The sequence below is a fragment of the Pseudomonas sp. F8002 genome, assembly GCF_013385495.1.
Lineage (GTDB): Bacteria > Pseudomonadota > Gammaproteobacteria > Pseudomonadales > Pseudomonadaceae > Aquipseudomonas.
In genome coordinates, this window is record NZ_JACAPW010000002.1 from 67,697 (window position 1) to 84,604 (window position 16,908).

Here is a 16,908-nt window from a genome sequence, read left to right on the forward strand (position 1 = left end):
GTATCGTTCTGATTTTTCAGAAAAAGCCCTTCTGGAGACACCTTATGAAATTCATCCACCAGCGTGAGCACCTCAATGAAGGAGATATTGTCGTCATTGAATGCTCGCAAACCTGCAACATCCGCCTGATGAGCGATGCCAACTTTCGCAGCTTCAAGAACGGCGGCCGCCATACTTACCACGGCGGCGCCTTCGACAAGTTCCCGGCAAAAATCACTGCGCCCAGCACCGGGTTCTGGAACATCACCCTGGACGTCGTGACCCGCCGCGCCATCAGCGTGACCAAAAAGCCGACCTTGTCCCACAAGATCCGCATTGTGCGCCGCACCAATTCGAAACTGAGCTGACAGGAATGCCCGTGACTACCACCAAATATGTGATCAAGTACAAACTCAACGGTGAGCGCCGCTTCGAGTTCGCCCAACTGCAGGCAGGCAGCGTCGAGGAGGCCAAGGAAGCCCTGGCGAAAATCCACGATGCCAGCGATGAGATTACTGACATCAATGTGAGCAAGGCGCTGTAATTCGAGCGCAAGCATCGGAGTGTTCTGACGCTGACGACTTTCTAGACTGGCAGCCCTAATGCGCTGCCACAGGAACTTGTCGATGCCTTCCACTCCACTGCATGAACGCCTGGCCAAGCTGGACTGGGCCGCCATCGAGCACGCCCTCGATGAACAGGGTAACGCACTGATTCCGGCCCTGCTGGATCAGCAGGAATGCGCTGAACTGAGCGGCCACTACCCCCGACCCGAACTGTTTCGCGCCCATGTGCTGATGGCCAGGCACGGCTTTGGCCGGGGCGAATACAAATATTTCCGCTACCCGCTGCCAGCGCCGATCTGCGCGCTGCGTGAACAGCTGTACGGGTTCCTCGCGCCCCAGGCCAATCGCTGGAACGAACAGATGAACCTGCCGATCACCTATCCGGCGCAGCATGCCGACTTCATTGCCCGCTGCCACGCTGCCGGGCAGCAACGACCTACCCCGTTATTGCTGCAATACGGCCCAGGCGACTACAACTGCCTGCATCAGGATCTGTACGGGGAACATGTGTTTCCCCTACAAGTAGCCATCCTGTTGTCGCAGCCGGGAGAGGACTTTCGTGGCGGGGAGTTGGTGCTGACGGAGCAGCGGCCAAGAATGCAATCCCGGGCCCAGGTCGTCCCTCTTAACCAGGGTGACGCGGTAATTTTCGCGGTCAATCAGCGACCCATGCCGAGTGTGAGGGGGTTTCATCGGGTGACCTTGCGCCATGGGGTCAGTGTTCTGCACAGTGGTACCCGGCATACCTTGGGAGTGATTTTTCACGATGCGCAGTAAGACCCTTCCCGGATCAACCGCCGATTTGTTCGCCGATGAGGCACTGCAACAGCCCCCGGGGCGCGAGCAAATCGGTGAACAATCCTACGTCCTCAGGGGCTATGCCCTGCCCTGGGTCGAGCGTTTGCTACCGGAACTGCGACGGGTATTGGCTCAATCGCCCTTCCGGCAAATGGTCACGCCCGGTGGTTTTACCATGTCGGCGGCGTTAAGCAGTTGCGGTGACTTGGGCTGGACGACCGACTCTACCGGTTATCGCTACTCCCCGATTGACCCGAATAACCAACAACCCTGGCCAGCCCTGCCGGCCGCATTGCGCGAACTGGCCGTGATGGCGGCAGCAGATGCAGGTTTCGACGATTTCGAGCCGGATGCCTGCCTGATCAACCGCTATGTGCCAGGCGCGAAAATGTCCCTGCACCAGGACAAGAACGAGCGTCGCTATGCCGCCCCGGTGGTCTCCGTGTCATTGGGTTTACCGGCGATCTTCCTGTTCGGCGGCCATGAGCGCAGCGACAAGACGCAAAAAGTCTCGTTGTTCCATGGCGACGTAGTGGTGTGGGGCGGCGTGGACCGCCTGCGCTTTCACGGCGTGATGCCGATCAAGCCCGGCACGCATCCGGTCATGGGGCCGCAGCGCATCAACCTGACGTTTCGCACGGCCGGATGAATTTGACCGCAAGCATCGGAGTGATGGGAATGCCCCACGGGACTAACCTGGCATTCTTCAACCAGGAGCCACCACCATGACCGCGCACCACGCCACCGAACAAGACCCCCGTTGGGCCGCGATTGTCGCCCGTGACGCCAAGGCCGACTTGACCTTCGTCTATGGCGTGAAAACCACCGGTGTGTACTGTCGCCCCAGCAGTTCCGCACGGCGCCCTCGCCCGGAGAACGTCGAGTTCTTCGACACCCCGCAACAGGCTGAAGCGGCGGGCTACCGGCCCAACAAGCGCGCGTCGGGGGACCAGACCCAGGTGGCCGCACGCCATGCGCAACTGGTGGCAGCGGCCTGCCGGCACATCGAACAGGCCGAAACCCTGCCGCCCCTTGAAGATCTGGCCGCCCTCGCCGGCTTGAGCCCGTTCCATTTTCATCGGGTGTTCAAGGCGGTGACCGGCCTGACGCCCAAGCGCTACGGCAGTGCTCATCGCTCGCGCAAGGTACGGGACGGCCTCAAGGACCAGCACTCGGTGACCGATGCGCTGTACGACGCCGGCTTCAATTCCAACAGCCGCTTTTATGAGGCTGCCGACCAATTGCTCGGCATGAAGCCCCGCGACTACAAAGCCGGCGGCACCAATACGGATATTCGCTTTGCCGTTGGCCAATGCTCATTGGGCGCCATTCTGGTGGCCCAGAGCAATCGCGGTGTGTGCGCGATCCTGCTGGGGGATGACCCGGACAAACTGGTGCGCGACCTGCAGGACCAGTTTCCCCGCGCCAATCTGCTGGGTGCCGATCACGACTTCGAACAATTGATCGCCCAGGTGGTGGGCTTCATCGAAGCGCCGGCCCTGGGCCTGGACTTGCCCCTGGACTTGCGCGGCACTGCGTTTCAGGAACGCGTGTGGCAAGCCTTGCGGGAAATCCCGGTGGGGTGCACCGCCAGCTACGCCGAGATCGCCCAGCGCATCGGCGCGCCGACCGCCTATCGCGCCGTGGCCCAGGCGTGTGGTGCCAACAGCCTGGCGGTGGCGATTCCCTGCCATCGCGTGGTGCGCGCCGACGGCAATCTGTCGGGCTACCGCTGGGGTGTCGAGCGCAAGCGGCAGTTGCTGGAGCGCGAAAGCCCGGCAGAATCCTGAGGACGTCTACATCAGTTTGCGCTTGCGAAACTCGGCCACCTTATGCCGATTGCCACACAGCGCCATGCTGCACCAGCGGCGCTTGTGGCCCTTGGTGCGGTCGTAGAACCACAGCACACACTCGGGATGTTCGCAGGTGCGGATCAGGCCGAAATCCCCTTCCACCAGTAACGTCGCGGCGGCTTCGGCAATCGGCGCCAGGAACTGCTCGGCAGTCTGCACCTTGCGCTGGCGCTCCAGCCGCAACTCGCCAGGCGCCGGCCAAGCCAGTTGCGGGTGACTGACCGCCTTGCGCAGGAACGCATTCAGCGCGGCAGGATCGCCCTGCTGGCCGGCCTTGCGCTGCTCCAGTAACACGCGGATCACTTCCCGCAATCCCCGCGCCGCGCCCAGCAGTGCTCCCTCCTCAAATACCGGTACTGCGCCCTCCTCGGCCCAGCCAAGCCGCACCAGCCAGCGCTCGACATCGGCATCGCCTTGCCAGAATTCAAAGGGCACACCGTCGACATTCGCCCGGGTATTGAGCATGTCCAGCACGGGATGATCAGCCAGGACGTAGGGTTCCAATGGGGATGGGGTGATGGCGGGCATGGCAAATCCTCTTCAAGTCCGCGCCATCGTAACCGCTGATTTCGCTTTTGAATAGTTACTAAATTCATCGATCAGTAACCCATTAAATTAATTTGACAGGTTACATTTTCAAGCGCAGCCTGCAAAACCAGTAACCCAACAAATCAATTTAACCAGTTACAAAGAGGACTACGATCATGTCGATTTCAGCCCCGGTTGTTCGCTATCAGCACGTTGATGCCGATGGTGTGCGCATTTTCTACCGTGAAGCCGGCGACCCGTCCGCGCCGGTGTTGCTGCTGCTGCATGGCTTTCCCAGTTCGTCCCATATGTACCGTGACCTGATCCCGCTGCTTGCCACCCGCTACCGGATCATCGCCCCGGACTTGCCAGGCTTCGGCTTCACCGAAGTCCCCGCCGAACGCAATTACTACTACAGCTTCGATAACCTGGCGATCACCGTTGGCCACTTCGTCGACGCCCTGAACCTCAGTCGCTATGCCCTCTATGTGTTCGACTACGGCGCACCGGTGGGCCTGCGCCTCGCCGTGGCCCACCCGGAACGGGTCAGCGCGCTGATATCGCAAAACGGCAATGCCTACCTGGAAGGTTTGGGTGACGCCTGGGCTCCGATCCGGGCCTACTGGGCCGAGCCGAGCCAGGCCAATCGCGAGGTGATCCGCAACGCGGTCATCAGCCTGGAAGGCACGCGCTATCAGTACCTGCATGGCGTGTCGCAACCGGAGCTGGTGGCGCCGGAGTCCTATATGCTCGACGTGCTCCTGATGCAGCGTCCCGGCAATGACGAGATCCAGTTGGACCTGTTCCTCGACTACCGCAACAACCTGACGCTGTACCCGGCGTTCCAGGCGTTTTTCAAGGCCACGCAAGTGCCGGCGCTGGTGATCTGGGGCCAGAACGATCCCTTCTTCATCCCGCCGGGCGCCCATGCCTACAAAGGCGACAACCCCAACGCCGTGGTGGAATTACTCGACACCGGCCACTTCGCCCTGGAAACCCACGCCGCGCACATTGCCCAACGGATTCATGCAGTACTGGGCGACGCCATCAACTGATAACCGCCCATGAAACACTGGATTCGTCCAGTGAATAATACAGACTGGCCTGGTGCTGCCTGGTCCTGCTAAAACGACGGAACAGCATTCCACCGTTGGAGAAGCGTTCCATGAGCACCTGGCCAGACACCCGAATTCTTGACCTGCTGGGCATCGAGTTACCGATCATTCAGGCGCCCATGGCCAATGCCACGAGCACGGCCATGGTGATTGCGGCCAATCAGGCCGGCGCCCTTGGTTCGATGCCGGCGGCGGCGCTCAGCATCGAGCAACTGCGCGAAGCGCTCACCACGATTCGCCAGGCCAGCTCGCGGCCGCTGAACGTAAATTTCTTCTGCCATCGGCCACCGACGCCGGATGCTCACCGCGACCTTCAGTGGAAGAACCTGCTGGAAACCTACTACCGCGAGCTGGGCGCCGATTTTGACGCGCCGACGCCCGTCTCCAACCGCGCACCGTTCAACAACGCCGCCTGTGAAGTGGTGGAAGAATTCCGCCCCGAAGTGGTGAGCTTTCACTTCGGCCTGCCGGAAAAATCCCTGCTGGACCGGGTCAAGGCCACCGGGGCGAAAGTGCTGTCGTCGGCTACCACCGTCGAAGAAGCCATCTGGCTGGAACAGCACGGCTGCGATGCAATCATCGCCATGGGCAACGAAGCCGGTGGCCATCGCGGGATGTTCCTCAGCGACGACCTGAATAGCCAGATCGGCACCATGGCGCTGGTGCCACAGGTTGTCGATGCCGTGCGCGTGCCGGTGATTGCGGCCGGCGGCATCGGGGATGCCAGGGGCATTGTCGCGGCCTTCGCCCTTGGCGCGTCAGCGGTGCAGATTGGCACCGCGTACCTGTTTACCCCCGAGGCCACCGTCTCGAAGTCACACCACCACGCCTTGCGCACTGCCCAGGCCAGTGAAACCGCGCTGACCAACCTGTTCACCGGGCGCCCGGCGCGGGGCATCATCAACCGCGTAATGCGTGAGTTGGGCGCGATCAACCCCACGGCGCCGGCGTTCCCGCTGTCCGGCGGTGCGTTGATGCCGCTCAAGGCCAAGGACGAAGCCGGCTTCAGCAACTTGTGGTCGGGCCAGGCGCTGCGCCTCGGCAAAGACATCTCCAGCTATGACCTGACGCTCGAACTGGCCGCGCAAACCCTGGAAAAACTCGGCCGACGCTGAACCTGAACTCCCGGGACAACTTTGCGCTGTACCGGCAGTGGCCAACCGCTATATATTCCCATACATAGCGGTAGTCCCCCTCTGCCTAACAAGCCGCAAACCCCAAGGAGCTTCTTGATGATGATTCGCGCCTCACGCCTGGCCCCCACGGCCCTCGCCACCCTGATCGCCGCGTTTGGCTTCTCCTCGGCGAATGCCGATGAAGTACAGGTGGCCGTGGCTGCCAACTTCACCGCACCGATCCAGGCGATTGCCGCCGACTTTGAAAAAGACACCGGCCATAAACTGGTCGCTGCCTACGGCGCTACCGGCCAGTTCTACACCCAGATCAAGAACGGCGCGCCGTTTGAAGTGTTCCTCAGCGCCGACGACACCACCCCGCAGAAGCTCGAAGCCAAAGGCGACACCGTCAAGGGCTCGCGCTTCACCTACGCGGTCGGCACCCTGGCACTATGGTCGGCCAAGGAAGGCTACGTCGATGGCAAGGGCGAAGTGCTGAAGAAAAACCAGTTCCAGCACCTGTCCATCGCCAACCCGAAAGCCGCGCCTTATGGCCTGGCCGCCACCCAGGTGCTGGCGAAGGAAGGCCTGACCGAGAAGGTCAAGGACAAGCTCGTTGAAGGCCAGAACATCACCCAGGCCTATCAGTTCGTCTCCACCGGCAACGCCGAACTGGGTTTTGTAGCGCTGTCGCAGATCTACAAGGACGGCAAAGTCACCAGCGGTTCGGCCTGGATCGTACCGTCGTCGATGCATGACCCGATCAAGCAGGACGCGGTAATCCTCAACAAGGGCAAGGACAGCGCCGCCGCCAAGGCCCTGGTTGAATACCTCAAGGGTCCGAAAGCCGCCGCGGTGATCAAGTCCTACGGTTACGAGCTGTAAATGCCGCTGTCGAGTGCCGATTTTTCCGCGATCTGGTTGACCCTGAAACTGGCGTCGCTGACCACGGTCATCCTGCTGATCATCGGCACTCCGATAGCCCTGTGGCTGTCGCGCACCCGCTCGTGGTGGCGCGGCCCCATTGGCGCGGTGGTGGCCTTGCCGTTGGTGTTGCCACCCACGGTGATCGGCTTCTACCTGCTGCTGACCATGGGCCCCAACGGCTACTTCGGCCAGTTCACCCAATGGCTGGGCCTGGGCACCCTGACCTTCAGCTTCGCCGGGCTGGTGATTGGCTCGGTGATCTATTCGATGCCGTTCGTGGTGCAGCCGTTGCAAAACGCCTTCTCCGCTATTGGCACTCGCCCGCTGGAAGTGGCCGCGACCTTGCGGGCCAATCCCTGGGACACCTTTTTCACGGTGATCCTGCCCCTGGCGCGCCCGGGGTTTATCACCGCGTCGATTCTCGGTTTTGCCCACACCGTCGGCGAGTTCGGCGTGGTACTGATGATCGGCGGCAATATTCCCAACAAGACCCGGGTGGTCTCGGTGCAGATCTACGACCACGTCGAAGCCATGGAATATGCCCAGGCCCACTGGCTGGCCGGGTCCATGGTGGTGTTTTCTTTCCTGGTGTTGCTGGCGCTCTACTCCAGCCGTAAAACCAAGGCGGGCTGGAGCTGATGTCGATGATCGAGGTACGCCTGCAACTGAAGTATTCCGGGTTTGCCCTGGACGTCGACCTGCACCTGCCCGGTCGCGGGGTGACGGCGCTGTACGGCCATTCCGGCTCCGGCAAGACCACCTGCCTGCGTTGCATCGCCGGGCTGGAGCGGGCTGAAGAGGGTTTCGTGCAGATCAACGACGAGGTCTGGCAAGACAGCCGCAAAGGACTGTTCGTGCCACCCCACAAACGCGCCCTGGGCTACGTGTTTCAAGAAGCCAGCCTGTTCCCGCATTTGTCGGTACTGGCCAACCTGGAGTTCGGCTTCAAGCGCATCCCGCGCCAGCAACGCCGGGTGGAGATGAGCCACGCCACCGAACTATTGGGCATCGGCCACCTGCTGGACCGCCATCCGCAGCACCTTTCCGGCGGTGAGCGCCAGCGCATCGGCATCGCCCGCGCCCTGCTCACCAGCCCGAGCCTGTTGCTGATGGATGAACCGTTGGCCGCGCTGGACAGCAAACGCAAAAGCGAAATCCTGCCGTATCTCGAACGCCTGCATGACGAACTGGAGATTCCGGTGCTGTACGTCAGCCATGCCCAGGACGAAGTGGCGCGCCTGGCCGATCACATCGTGTTGCTCAGCGACGGCAAGGCCCTGGCCAGCGGTCCCATCGGCGAAACCCTGGCCCGGCTGGACCTGCCCATGGCCCTGGGCGACGACGCCGGCGTGGTGATCAACGGCACCGTCAGCGCCTACGACGCGCACTACCAGTTGCTCACCTTGCAATTGCCCGCGAGCCAATTGCAGATGCGCGTGGCCCATGCACCATTGGCGCTGGGCAAACCGTTGCGTTTCAAGATCCAGGCGCGGGACGTCAGCTTGAGCCTGCAGGCCGAGGAACACAGCAGCATCCTCAATCGCCTGCCGGTGACGGTGACCGAGGAAATCCCGGCGGACAACGCAGCCCACGTGCTGGTAAGCCTGGACGCCGCCGGCACGCCGCTGCTGGCGCGCATCACCCGTTACTCGCGGGACCAGTTGCAGCTGCATCCCGGCCAGCCGCTGTGGGCGCAAATCAAGGCGGTGGCGGTACTGGCCTGACTGCCCGACAGCTGCTACGGGGGAGCAAACTTGTTGGCACGACCGCAAAACCCTGCGGTCAATCAGAAATACCTGCCAAGGAATTTGCGCCATGCCCGATCCTGCGTTGCTTGCCGACCTGCCCCGCGACCTGCATTACGTCGACGATACCCAACCCGGCCTGTCCCGGAAAAAGCTGCGGGGCAAATTCCAGTACTTCAAGGCCGACGGCACACGCATAACCGATGCCGACGAAATCAAGCGCATCAACGCCCTCGCAGTGCCGCCGGCGTATACCGATGTGTGGATCTGCGCCGACCCGCGCGGCCATCTGCAGGCCACCGGGCGGGATGCCCGGGGGCGCAAGCAGTACCGCTACCACCCGCGCTGGCGCGAGGTGCGCGACACCGACAAGTATTCCCGGCTGCAACAGTTCGGCAGCGCGCTGCCTAAGTTGCGCAAACAGTTGGAAGCACAGATCGAGGCGCCCGGGTTCAATCGGGAAAAGGTCCTGGCCACGGTGGTGCTGCTGCTCGACGCCACCCTGATCCGCGTCGGCAATACCCAATATGCCCGCGACAACCGCTCCTACGGCCTGACCACCCTGCGCACCCGCCATGTGGATATCAAGGGCAGTGAGATCCTGTTCCAGTTTCGCGGCAAGAGCGGCATCGAGCACCAGATCAGCGTCAAGGACCGGCGCCTGGCCACGGTGATCAAGCGTTGCCTGGAGTTGCCGGGGCAGAACCTGTTCCAGTACCTGGACGAGAACGGCGAGCGCCATACCGTCAGCTCAACCGATGTGAATGCCTACCTGCACACCCTAACCGGCGCGGATTTTACCGCCAAGGACTACCGCACTTGGGCCGGCAGCGCCCTGGCGCTGGCAGTGCTGCGCGAGCTTGAGTGGCAGCCGGAATCCGACGCCAAGAAACATGTGGTGGAGATGGTCAAGAACGTTGCCAAGCAACTGGGCAACACGCCGGCGGTGTGCCGCAAGTGCTACATCCACCCGGCGGTGCTGGAGCATTTCAGCCTGGGCGAACTGGCGAAACTGCCCAAGCCCCGAGTGCGCAAAGGCTTGAAGGCCGAGGAAGTCGGGCTGGCGATGTTTCTGGAGCAACTGGCCGAACGCCTGTAAGTGCGCCAAGTCATTGCAGCGGAGCACGAAGCGCCCTACGGTAGTGGCCGGATAATCTCACCGAGGAACCCGGCCCCATGCTGCCTTCATCCCTGAAGCCCTACACCAACGCCGCCTTGCTGCATCGCCACAAATGGCGCGGGCGTGTCGGGTTGCTGCTGGTGGCCAGCCTTTCCGTGCTGGCGGGCATGACCGATGCGATTGGTTTCATGGCCAGCGGGGATTTTGTGTCGTTCATGAGCGGCAACACCACGCGCCTTGCCGTGGCGATCAGCGAAGGCGACCTGGGCCTAACCGGGCGCCTGACGCTGCTGGTGGCGACGTTTATCGCCGGGAATGCGCTGGGCGTGATGGTCAGCCGCGTCAGCCGGCGCCACGCCCTGCCCTTGTTGCTGTGCATCGCCACCCTGCTGTGCGGGGCTGCGGCCTGGCCGTTCGCCGATCAATTGCCGGCGTTGCTGGCAGCGATCATCGCCATGGGCATGCTGAATGCCGCCGTCGAAGAAGTGAACGGATTGCCCGTGGGGCTTACCTATGTCACCGGGGCGCTGTCACGCTTTGGTCGCGGACTGGGCCGCTGGATGCTCGGTGAACGACGCAACGGCTGGCGCGTGCAACTGATCCCGTGGGCCGGGATGTTTGTGGGTGCGGTGATCGGTGCGTTGCTGGAGCACCACATGGGGATTCGTGCGCTGCTGGTCAGCGGGGTGCTGTCGGCGCTGTTGGGGCTGGTGTCGCTGAAGATTCCGCGGCGCTGGCACCTGGGGTACATGCCCCGCTAGAAAACAGTTGCCCTCCCGACGCTCCGGCCTCGACATCCCTGTACCGGTAAAGAGCCGTCACGCCGGGTGAGCAGGAAAATACTAAAACAATGCCTGCGGGACTGTCCGCAGGGCATTTCTGAACTTTTCTAACGGAATGGATTACAGGCAGGTCGCCAGTGCCGCCAGGCGGCGCTTGGCCGGATAGTCATCCTGGGCCGCGTAATAGTTGACGGAGGCGCCGGCGCCGGCACTGCGCACGTCGACAAAATAGTCACCTGCCGTGGTGTAGATGGTGAAGCCACCAGCCTGTGCAGGCTCCATGAAACCACCGGCATCCACCCCGAACACCGCTTCATCCTGCCAGCCGAACTGGATGCACTGGGCAACCACCAGCGGAGCCTTGTCCGAGGCCAGGGTTTTGTAGGGCGCGCCGGTACGCGCCTCTTTCATCTTCGAGCCCGCGCAACCGGCCAGCGATGCCAGGACCAAAGCGCCAATTACCACCATCCGCATACCGAAGCTTCCTTGGAAAAAACGCGACTGTACCATTAGCAGGCGACACCGAAGGATTATTGCGTCACCCTGCCGCCTACTTACGAACCCGCTTTTACCCGGAAACCCCATGACACCCAATGCCGAGCGCTACAACCCCTCCACCGACTACGCCGACAAGCTGATCAGCCGCATCGGCCAGACGCCTTCGTGGATCGCCAAACGCATCGGCGTGACCGACAAGCGCATCCGCTACATCCTTGACGGCGAGCGCACCGTGAAGGGCGAAAGCACCCCGATCCAGATGACCTACACCGAGCAGTTTGCCCTGGAATGCCTGGCGGCCGAGGCGAAAGCCAACAAGAAAGCCGCCGCCCCGGTTATCGAATAGCTGACAGATTCATGAACTTTGTTTCACTGTGAAGGAAGACCTCGCCGCCTATAGTCGGCAGGCTCATTTTTAAGAAGTCTCCCTTCCAGCCTGCCCTCCCGCAGGCTTTTTTTTGCCTTGGTTTTGCTCCCCCCGTAGCAGGAATTTGCTGGTCAGAGCAGCCAGCGGAACAGATAGAACAGCGCCATGCTCAGCAACACGGTGATCAGCACGCTACGGGTCCAGAACATCAACGCCACGGCGCTGATTCCGGCCAGCAGGTAGGGGTTGCCCACACTCAGGTTGAGCTTGTGATCAGCCAGGAAAATGATCGGGCCGCAGATGGCGGTGAGCATCCCCGGTACGGCAAACCCGAGAAACTCCCGCGCCCCGCGATTGAGGCGCACCGGCAGGCGCGGCTCGAGAAACAGGTAGCGGTTGAGAAACACGATCAAACCCATGCCAAAAATCATCACGAAGATCATTGTTGCCCTACTCCCAGCCGCTTGCAGGCATACCCTGCGCTCATCCCCAACACACCGGACACCACCACCGCCGATTCCCAGTGCAGGTAGCTCAGCCAAACCGAGCACAGCAACGACACGGCTACGCAGACGATGGTCGGCACGTCGCGCACTACCGGGGTGATCAGGGCGATAAAGGTCGCTGCGATCGAGAATTCCAGCCCCAGTTGATCCAGCCCGGGAATGCTTTTGCCGAGCACGATGCCGGCGAAGGTAAAGACGTTCCAGATGATATAGAACGTCAGGCCGACGCCCAGGGCGTACCAGCGATTGAAGGTCTGGCGGTCGTACTGGCTGACCAGGGCGAAGAATTCGTCGGTCAGCAAAAAGCCCAGGCTCATGCGCCACCGTGGTTTGAGCGGCGACAGCGTGGGACGCATGTGCATGCCGTAGAGCAAATGCTGGGAGGTCAGCAGCAAGGTGGTCAGCAGGATCGAAATCAGGCTGGCGCCGCTCTTGACCATGCCGATGGCCACCAATTGTGCGGCACCGGCAAACACGATGGTCGACAGCCCCTGGGCTTCCAGTGGCGTGAATTGGGCATCAATTGCAGTCGAACCGGCCAGCAATCCCCACGGCGCACACGCCAGGGACAATGGAATGATCGCAATCGCGCCACGGGAAAAGGCGTTCAGAGGCAGAGCGTTAGGCATACACAACAAGCTCATCGACAGTCAGTCGACAAGCATGCCAGCGGTATCAGGGATTGTCTTGAACGATCGTGCTCAAGCCAGTTTGACCGACACCCGCTCCACCGCGTCCCGGGCTTCGCGCAGTTCGTGGGCGTCCTGGTTGAGCCGGTGGATGGTATTGAGCAGGCGCTGGCGCAGCACTTCATCGCTGAGCTTTTCGACGGCGCGCATCAGGTCAAAGGCCGCGGTTTCGTTATTGTCCGCGACGGAATCCAGGGTCTTGCGCAGGTTGCGAGTGGCACGGGTCACACGTTTTCTTCCTTCATCACCAATGGGCAGGCACTTTAGGACATTTGTGTTTCAGTTTAATTTCAACCACTTGTCATCGATTGTCGGGCACTTGACGCAGGTCAATCGAAACAAGGTTTGACCAATACATATGGAAATGCGTATATTCGTATTTCCATATGTATCAAGGCACTGACCATGTCAGATCTTTTCTCCCCGCCCAACGTCTTCAAATGCCTGGCCGACGCCACCCGCGCCAGGCTGACGTTGTTGATCCTGCGTGAAGGCGAACTTTGCGTGTGCGAATTGATCCATGCTCTGGACGACAGCCAGCCGAAAATCTCCCGCCACCTGGCGCAACTGCGCAGTTGCGGGTTGCTGCTGGACCGTCGCCAGGGCCAGTGGATTTATTACCGCCTCAACCCGGCCTTGCCGGAGTGGGTGACGGCAGTGCTCGACACCACCCTGCAAGCCAACCAAGCCTGGTTAAAAACAGACGCCCAGCGTCTGGAAACCATGGGTGACCGACCACAACGGGCCAGCGCCTGCTGCTGATCCTGCGGAGAGCTTTTCATGCTTGTAGCCGTTGCTATCTTTCTGTTCACCATCATTTTGGTCATCTGGCAGCCCAAGGGCCTGGGCGTGGGCTGGAGCGCCACGATGGGTGCGATCCTGGCCCTGGCCTGTGGGGTTATCAGCCTGGCCGACATCCCGGTGGTGTGGCACATCATCTGGAACGCCACCGGGACCTTTGTCGCGCTGATCGTCATCAGCCTGCTGCTGGATGAGGCGGGCTTCTTTGCCTGGGCTGCCTTGCATGTGGCGCGCTGGGGCCGTGGGCGCGGTCGGCGACTGTTCGCGTACATGGTGCTGCTGGGCGCGCTGGTATCGGCCTTGTTCGCCAACGACGGCGCGGCGCTGATCCTCACGCCCATCGTGATGTCGATGCTGTTGGCGTTGCGCTTTTCTCCGGCGGCCACCCTGGCGTTCGTCATGGGCGCCGGGTTTATCGCCGACACCGCGAGCCTGCCGCTGGTAGTCTCCAACCTGGTGAACATCGTCTCGGCCGACTACTTCAAGATCGGCTTCAACGAATACGCTGCAGTGATGGTGCCGGTAAACCTGGTAAGCGTCGCCGCGACCCTCGCCGTATTGCTGTGGTTTTTCCGCCGGGACATTCCGCAAACCTACGACCCGGCCGACCTCGACGACCCTGCCAGCGCGATCCACGACCGCGCCACCTTCCGCGCCGGCTGGTGGGTGCTGGGCATCCTGCTGGTGGGCTGCTTTGCCCTGGAACCGCTGGGCATTCCCATCAGCGCAATTTCTGCTGCCTGCGCCATATTGTTGCTGGTGATCGCCGCCAAGGGCCACAAAATCTCCACCCGCAAGGTGCTGAAGGAGGCGCCCTGGCAGATCGTGATTTTCTCCCTGGGCATGTACCTGGTGGTCTACGGCCTGCGTAATGCCGGGCTGACCGACTACCTCGCGACCTGGCTCGACACCTTCGCAAGCTATGGCGTATGGGGCGCGGCCTTGGGCACCGGTGTACTCACCGCGCTGCTGTCTTCGGCGATGAACAACCTGCCAACCGTGCTGATCGGGGCGCTCTCCATCGAGGCCAGCCACGCCGTGGGCGTGGTCAAGGACGCGATGATCTACGCCAACGTGATCGGCAGCGACCTCGGCCCCAAAATCACCCCTATCGGCAGCCTGGCGACCTTGCTCTGGCTGCACATCCTGGCACGCAAAGGCATCACCATCACCTGGGGTTACTACTTCAAGGTCGGGATCGTGCTGACCCTGCCGGTACTGTTGATCACCCTCGCCGCCCTGGCCTTGCGCCTGAGTTTCTGACGGAGTTCGCTTGATGAAAGTCCTGTTCATGTGCACCGCCAACAGCTGCCGCAGCATTCTCTCGGAAGCCTTGTTCAACCATCTGGCGCCGGACGGTTTCCAGGCCATCAGCTCCGGGAGCTTCCCCAAGGGCCAGGTGCTGCCACGCAGCCTGACCACGCTGAAAGCCGCCGGCATCAGCACCGAAGGCTTGTACAGCAAGGGCAACGACGCCTTTGAAGGCAGCCCGCCGGACATCGTGGTCACCGTGTGCGACAAGGCTGCTGGAGAAGCTTGCCCGGTGTATTTCGGCCCGGCGCTCAAGGCGCATTGGGGATTGGAGGATCCGTCTGATGTTCAAGGCGATGAAGCCCAAGTCGACGCCGCGTTCCGCGCCACCCTGGAAATCATTGAACGACGCTGCCGGGCTTTTTTCGAGATTCCGTTCGCCAGCCTCAACCCCATCGAAATCAAGGCCGAGCTTGATCGCATCGCCACGCTGTAACCGGAGAGCCGGGCCAATAGTCGATCTGAAGCCCTTTTCCGGCGTATGCTCGCGGGCAACGGTCACAGCGAGCCCCCTCAATGAGTTCCATGCAGCACGCCTGGCTGGGCAACTACGAAGTCAGCAGCACCGCCTGCACCGGCCTGACATTTGCCCGCCACAGCCATGATGAATGCGTGATCGGCGTCAACCTGCTCGGCGAGGAACAGGTGTGGCTGGATCGTCGCACCTTCGAGGCCGGCCCCGGCAGCATCACCCTGTACAACCCGGGGCAGATTCAAGGCGGCGGCGCGGCCGAAGGGCAGCCGTGGCGGTTTGTCAGCTTGTATGCGACTGCCGAGCAATTGGCAGCTGACCTGGGCCTGGCGCACCTGGAGTTTGACCGTTCGCTGTGCTTCCAGCCGGCGTTGGCGATGAAACTCGCCGGGGCGATTGAAGGTGCGTTGGGTGTCGATCCGCTGGCCCGGGAGCTGAGTGAGGAAGCCCTGGTGGTGCTGCTCGGCGAAGTCGTCGGTTGCAGCGGCGTCCGCTTGCCTGGCAGCACTGCGGTGGGACGCGGGTTGGTGATCAAGGCCCAGGAATTGCTGGCTGGAAACCTGCACCAGGCGGTGGCACTCGAGACCCTTGGTGACGAGTTGGGCCTGTCGAAATTCCATCTGCTGCGGGCTTTTCAGAAAGAAACCGGGCTGAGTCCACGCCAGTGGGCGATGCAACTGCGTACCCGGCGCGCCAAGGGGCTGTTGCGCTCAGGCGTTGCGGCGTCGCAGGTTGCCCATGCCTTGGGGTTTGCTGACCAGAGCCATCTGAATCGGCATTTCCGGGCGGCCTACGGGATCACACCGGGGCGCTATCAACGCGTGCTCAAGGGCTGAAAAGCGCAATCTGGTTCAAGACGACTTACACACCCTTCCCTAAAATGCCGGCCATCACTTGAAGGAAGGCAGGCATGTTGACGATCTTTTTTTCGGCGCTGGTGTTTGGGTTTGTGTTTTGCCTGTCGCCGGGGGCGGTGCTGGCGGAGACGCTGCGCCGTGGGCTGTTGCAGGGGTTTGCCCCTGCGTTGTTGGTGCAGATCGGTTCGCTGGTGGGCGATGCAGTGTGGGCGGTGATCGGGCTTACGGGCATGGCGTTGTTGATCCAGCATGAGTCGGTGCGGGTGCCGCTGACGGCCGTTTGTGGGCTGTATCTGGCCTGGCTCGGGATTCGCAGCCTGATGGATGCCTGGCGCTTGCCAGAGGCCGGGCGTGCGCCGGCCAGGTCCGGGCAGAATGCGCTGGTGGTGGGGGCGGCGATTTCCCTGGCCAATCCGAAGAACATTGTCTATTGGGGTGCGCTGGGGAGTGCGTTGTCGGGGATAGTCGGGGCGGCGCCTAGCCATGGGCAGACGTTGATGTTTTTTGCGGGGTTTATGCTGGCGTCGGTGTTGTCGTGTTTTTTGATTGCGGGGTTGGTCAATTTGCTGCGGCGGAATGCTTCGCCCATGTGGCAGAGGGTTAGCTATGGGGCTTGTGGGGTGGTGCTGCTGTATTTGGCGATTTTGGCGTTGCGGGGGATTTGAGGGGGCATATCCGTTATTTGGGTAACGGCGGCCTATGGTTCCGCTCTTACAGCGGCTCACTTTGGAAAAGCCGGAATGCCGGCCCAGCCCAAAGTAGGCAAAGGGCTCCGCAATACCTGCGTTCGGCCTCGGGCTTATTGGGGCAGTCAGATCAAGATCAAAAGCAAGAGCACGGCGGCCTGAAAGCCGACCTGAGTGTTAAAAGCAAAAGCAA

The 16,908-nt window shown here is 61.7% G+C and carries 23 protein-coding genes; 18 read left to right on the plus strand and 5 right to left on the minus strand.

Annotated features, from left to right (window positions below; genetic code table 11):
- The first annotated feature begins 44 nt into the window (after nt 1–44).
- The 5 genes from HX811_RS02580 to ada all read left to right on the plus strand — a co-directional run bounded on the left by HX811_RS02580 (nt 45) and on the right by ada (nt 3,133).
- Nucleotides 45–347 (plus strand): DUF1883 domain-containing protein, encoded by a 303-nt coding sequence (locus HX811_RS02580; RefSeq protein ID WP_003212586.1) that lies wholly within the window; start codon nt 45–47, stop codon nt 345–347.
- An 11-nt stretch (nt 348–358) separates the two neighbouring features.
- Entirely contained in the window at nt 359–523 is a 165-nt protein-coding gene (locus HX811_RS02585) for a hypothetical protein (protein ID WP_166742130.1), read from the plus strand.
- 82 nt (nt 524–605) lie between these two features.
- Nucleotides 606–1,322 carry a 2OG-Fe(II) oxygenase gene (locus HX811_RS02590; RefSeq protein ID WP_177044597.1) on the plus strand — a complete coding sequence of 239 codons (717 nt, stop codon included), beginning with the start codon at nt 606–608 and terminating at the stop codon, nt 1,320–1,322.
- Complete coding sequence (gene alkB, locus HX811_RS02595; protein WP_087693902.1) at nt 1,312–1,992, plus strand: DNA oxidative demethylase AlkB; 681 nt, start codon at nt 1,312–1,314, stop codon at nt 1,990–1,992. Before HX811_RS02590 ends, alkB begins: the two co-directional genes overlap by 11 nt.
- A gap of 76 nt (nt 1,993–2,068) precedes the next feature.
- Entirely contained in the window at nt 2,069–3,133 is a 1,065-nt protein-coding gene (gene ada / locus HX811_RS02600; RefSeq protein WP_177044598.1) for a bifunctional DNA-binding transcriptional regulator/O6-methylguanine-DNA methyltransferase Ada, read from the plus strand.
- Nucleotides 3,134–3,139: 6 nt separating this feature from the next.
- On the opposite strand, the gene HX811_RS02605 is transcribed toward ada, so the two are convergent.
- Nucleotides 3,140–3,724: an ABATE domain-containing protein gene (locus HX811_RS02605; RefSeq protein ID WP_177044599.1), complete on the minus strand. Its 585-nt coding sequence runs from the start codon at nt 3,722–3,724 to the stop codon at nt 3,140–3,142.
- A gap of 176 nt (nt 3,725–3,900) precedes the next feature.
- Here HX811_RS02605 and HX811_RS02610 point away from each other — a divergent pair, with 176 nt between their 5' ends.
- The 7 genes from HX811_RS02610 to HX811_RS02640 all read left to right on the plus strand — a co-directional run bounded on the left by HX811_RS02610 (nt 3,901) and on the right by HX811_RS02640 (nt 10,507).
- Nucleotides 3,901–4,779 carry an alpha/beta fold hydrolase gene (locus tag HX811_RS02610; RefSeq protein ID WP_177044601.1) on the plus strand — a complete coding sequence of 293 codons (879 nt, stop codon included), beginning with the start codon at nt 3,901–3,903 and terminating at the stop codon, nt 4,777–4,779.
- 110 nt (nt 4,780–4,889) lie between these two features.
- The gene (locus HX811_RS02615) at nt 4,890–5,954 is read left to right on the plus strand and encodes a nitronate monooxygenase family protein (protein ID WP_177044602.1); all 1,065 of its coding nucleotides are present in this window, start codon (nt 4,890–4,892) and stop codon (nt 5,952–5,954) included.
- A gap of 117 nt (nt 5,955–6,071) precedes the next feature.
- Entirely contained in the window at nt 6,072–6,839 is a 768-nt protein-coding gene (modA, locus tag HX811_RS02620) for a molybdate ABC transporter substrate-binding protein (RefSeq protein WP_256344364.1), read from the plus strand.
- Nucleotides 6,840–7,520 (plus strand): molybdate ABC transporter permease subunit, encoded by a 681-nt coding sequence (modB, locus tag HX811_RS02625; protein WP_003212595.1) that lies wholly within the window; start codon nt 6,840–6,842, stop codon nt 7,518–7,520.
- Nucleotides 7,520–8,605 (plus strand): molybdenum ABC transporter ATP-binding protein, encoded by a 1,086-nt coding sequence (gene modC, locus HX811_RS02630; protein WP_177044603.1) that lies wholly within the window; start codon nt 7,520–7,522, stop codon nt 8,603–8,605. The genes modB and modC overlap by 1 nt, the downstream gene beginning before the upstream one ends.
- A 91-nt stretch (nt 8,606–8,696) precedes the next feature.
- On the plus strand, nt 8,697–9,725 hold the full coding sequence (locus HX811_RS02635) for a DNA topoisomerase IB (RefSeq protein WP_003212597.1): 1,029 nt from the start codon (nt 8,697–8,699) through the stop codon (nt 9,723–9,725).
- Nucleotides 9,726–9,802: 77 nt separating this feature from the next.
- The gene (locus HX811_RS02640; RefSeq protein WP_003212598.1) at nt 9,803–10,507 is read left to right on the plus strand and encodes a YoaK family protein; all 705 of its coding nucleotides are present in this window, start codon (nt 9,803–9,805) and stop codon (nt 10,505–10,507) included.
- A gap of 141 nt (nt 10,508–10,648) precedes the next feature.
- Here HX811_RS02640 and HX811_RS02645 read toward each other — a convergent pair whose 3' ends face one another.
- On the minus strand, nt 10,649–11,002 hold the full coding sequence (locus tag HX811_RS02645) for a hypothetical protein (RefSeq protein WP_087693907.1): 354 nt from the start codon (nt 11,000–11,002) through the stop codon (nt 10,649–10,651).
- A 109-nt stretch (nt 11,003–11,111) separates the two neighbouring features.
- On the opposite strand from HX811_RS02645, the gene HX811_RS02650 reads away from it, so the two are divergent.
- Nucleotides 11,112–11,372, plus strand: a complete 261-nt coding sequence (locus HX811_RS02650; protein ID WP_003212600.1) for a hypothetical protein — start codon at nt 11,112–11,114, stop codon at nt 11,370–11,372.
- A gap of 152 nt (nt 11,373–11,524) precedes the next feature.
- Here HX811_RS02650 and HX811_RS02655 read toward each other — a convergent pair whose 3' ends face one another.
- The 3 genes from HX811_RS02655 to HX811_RS02665 form a co-directional block, all read right to left on the minus strand.
- Nucleotides 11,525–11,836, minus strand: coding sequence for an AzlD domain-containing protein (locus HX811_RS02655; protein WP_008432487.1), 312 nt, complete (start codon nt 11,834–11,836; stop codon nt 11,525–11,527).
- Complete coding sequence (locus HX811_RS02660; RefSeq protein ID WP_087693909.1) at nt 11,833–12,528, minus strand: AzlC family ABC transporter permease; 696 nt, start codon at nt 12,526–12,528, stop codon at nt 11,833–11,835. Before HX811_RS02660 ends, HX811_RS02655 begins: the two co-directional genes overlap by 4 nt.
- Nucleotides 12,529–12,600: 72 nt before the next feature.
- Nucleotides 12,601–12,816 carry a hypothetical protein gene (locus tag HX811_RS02665; protein WP_003212603.1) on the minus strand — a complete coding sequence of 72 codons (216 nt, stop codon included), beginning with the start codon at nt 12,814–12,816 and terminating at the stop codon, nt 12,601–12,603.
- A gap of 177 nt (nt 12,817–12,993) precedes the next feature.
- Between HX811_RS02665 and HX811_RS02670 the strand changes: the two genes are divergently transcribed.
- The 5 genes from HX811_RS02670 (at nt 12,994) to HX811_RS02690 (ending at nt 16,694) form a co-directional block, all read left to right on the plus strand.
- Nucleotides 12,994–13,350: a metalloregulator ArsR/SmtB family transcription factor gene (locus HX811_RS02670; RefSeq protein WP_003212604.1), complete on the plus strand. Its 357-nt coding sequence runs from the start codon at nt 12,994–12,996 to the stop codon at nt 13,348–13,350.
- Between the two features lie 18 nt (nt 13,351–13,368).
- Nucleotides 13,369–14,652 (plus strand): arsenic transporter, encoded by a 1,284-nt coding sequence (locus HX811_RS02675; RefSeq protein ID WP_003212605.1) that lies wholly within the window; start codon nt 13,369–13,371, stop codon nt 14,650–14,652.
- Between the two features lie 13 nt (nt 14,653–14,665).
- Nucleotides 14,666–15,136 (plus strand): arsenate reductase ArsC, encoded by a 471-nt coding sequence (locus HX811_RS02680; RefSeq protein WP_177044604.1) that lies wholly within the window; start codon nt 14,666–14,668, stop codon nt 15,134–15,136.
- Nucleotides 15,137–15,216: 80 nt separating this feature from the next.
- Entirely contained in the window at nt 15,217–16,008 is a 792-nt protein-coding gene (locus HX811_RS02685; RefSeq protein ID WP_177044605.1) for an AraC family transcriptional regulator, read from the plus strand.
- A gap of 74 nt (nt 16,009–16,082) precedes the next feature.
- On the plus strand, nt 16,083–16,694 hold the full coding sequence (locus HX811_RS02690; RefSeq protein WP_102604923.1) for a LysE family transporter: 612 nt from the start codon (nt 16,083–16,085) through the stop codon (nt 16,692–16,694).
- Nucleotides 16,695–16,908: the final 214 nt, after the last annotated feature.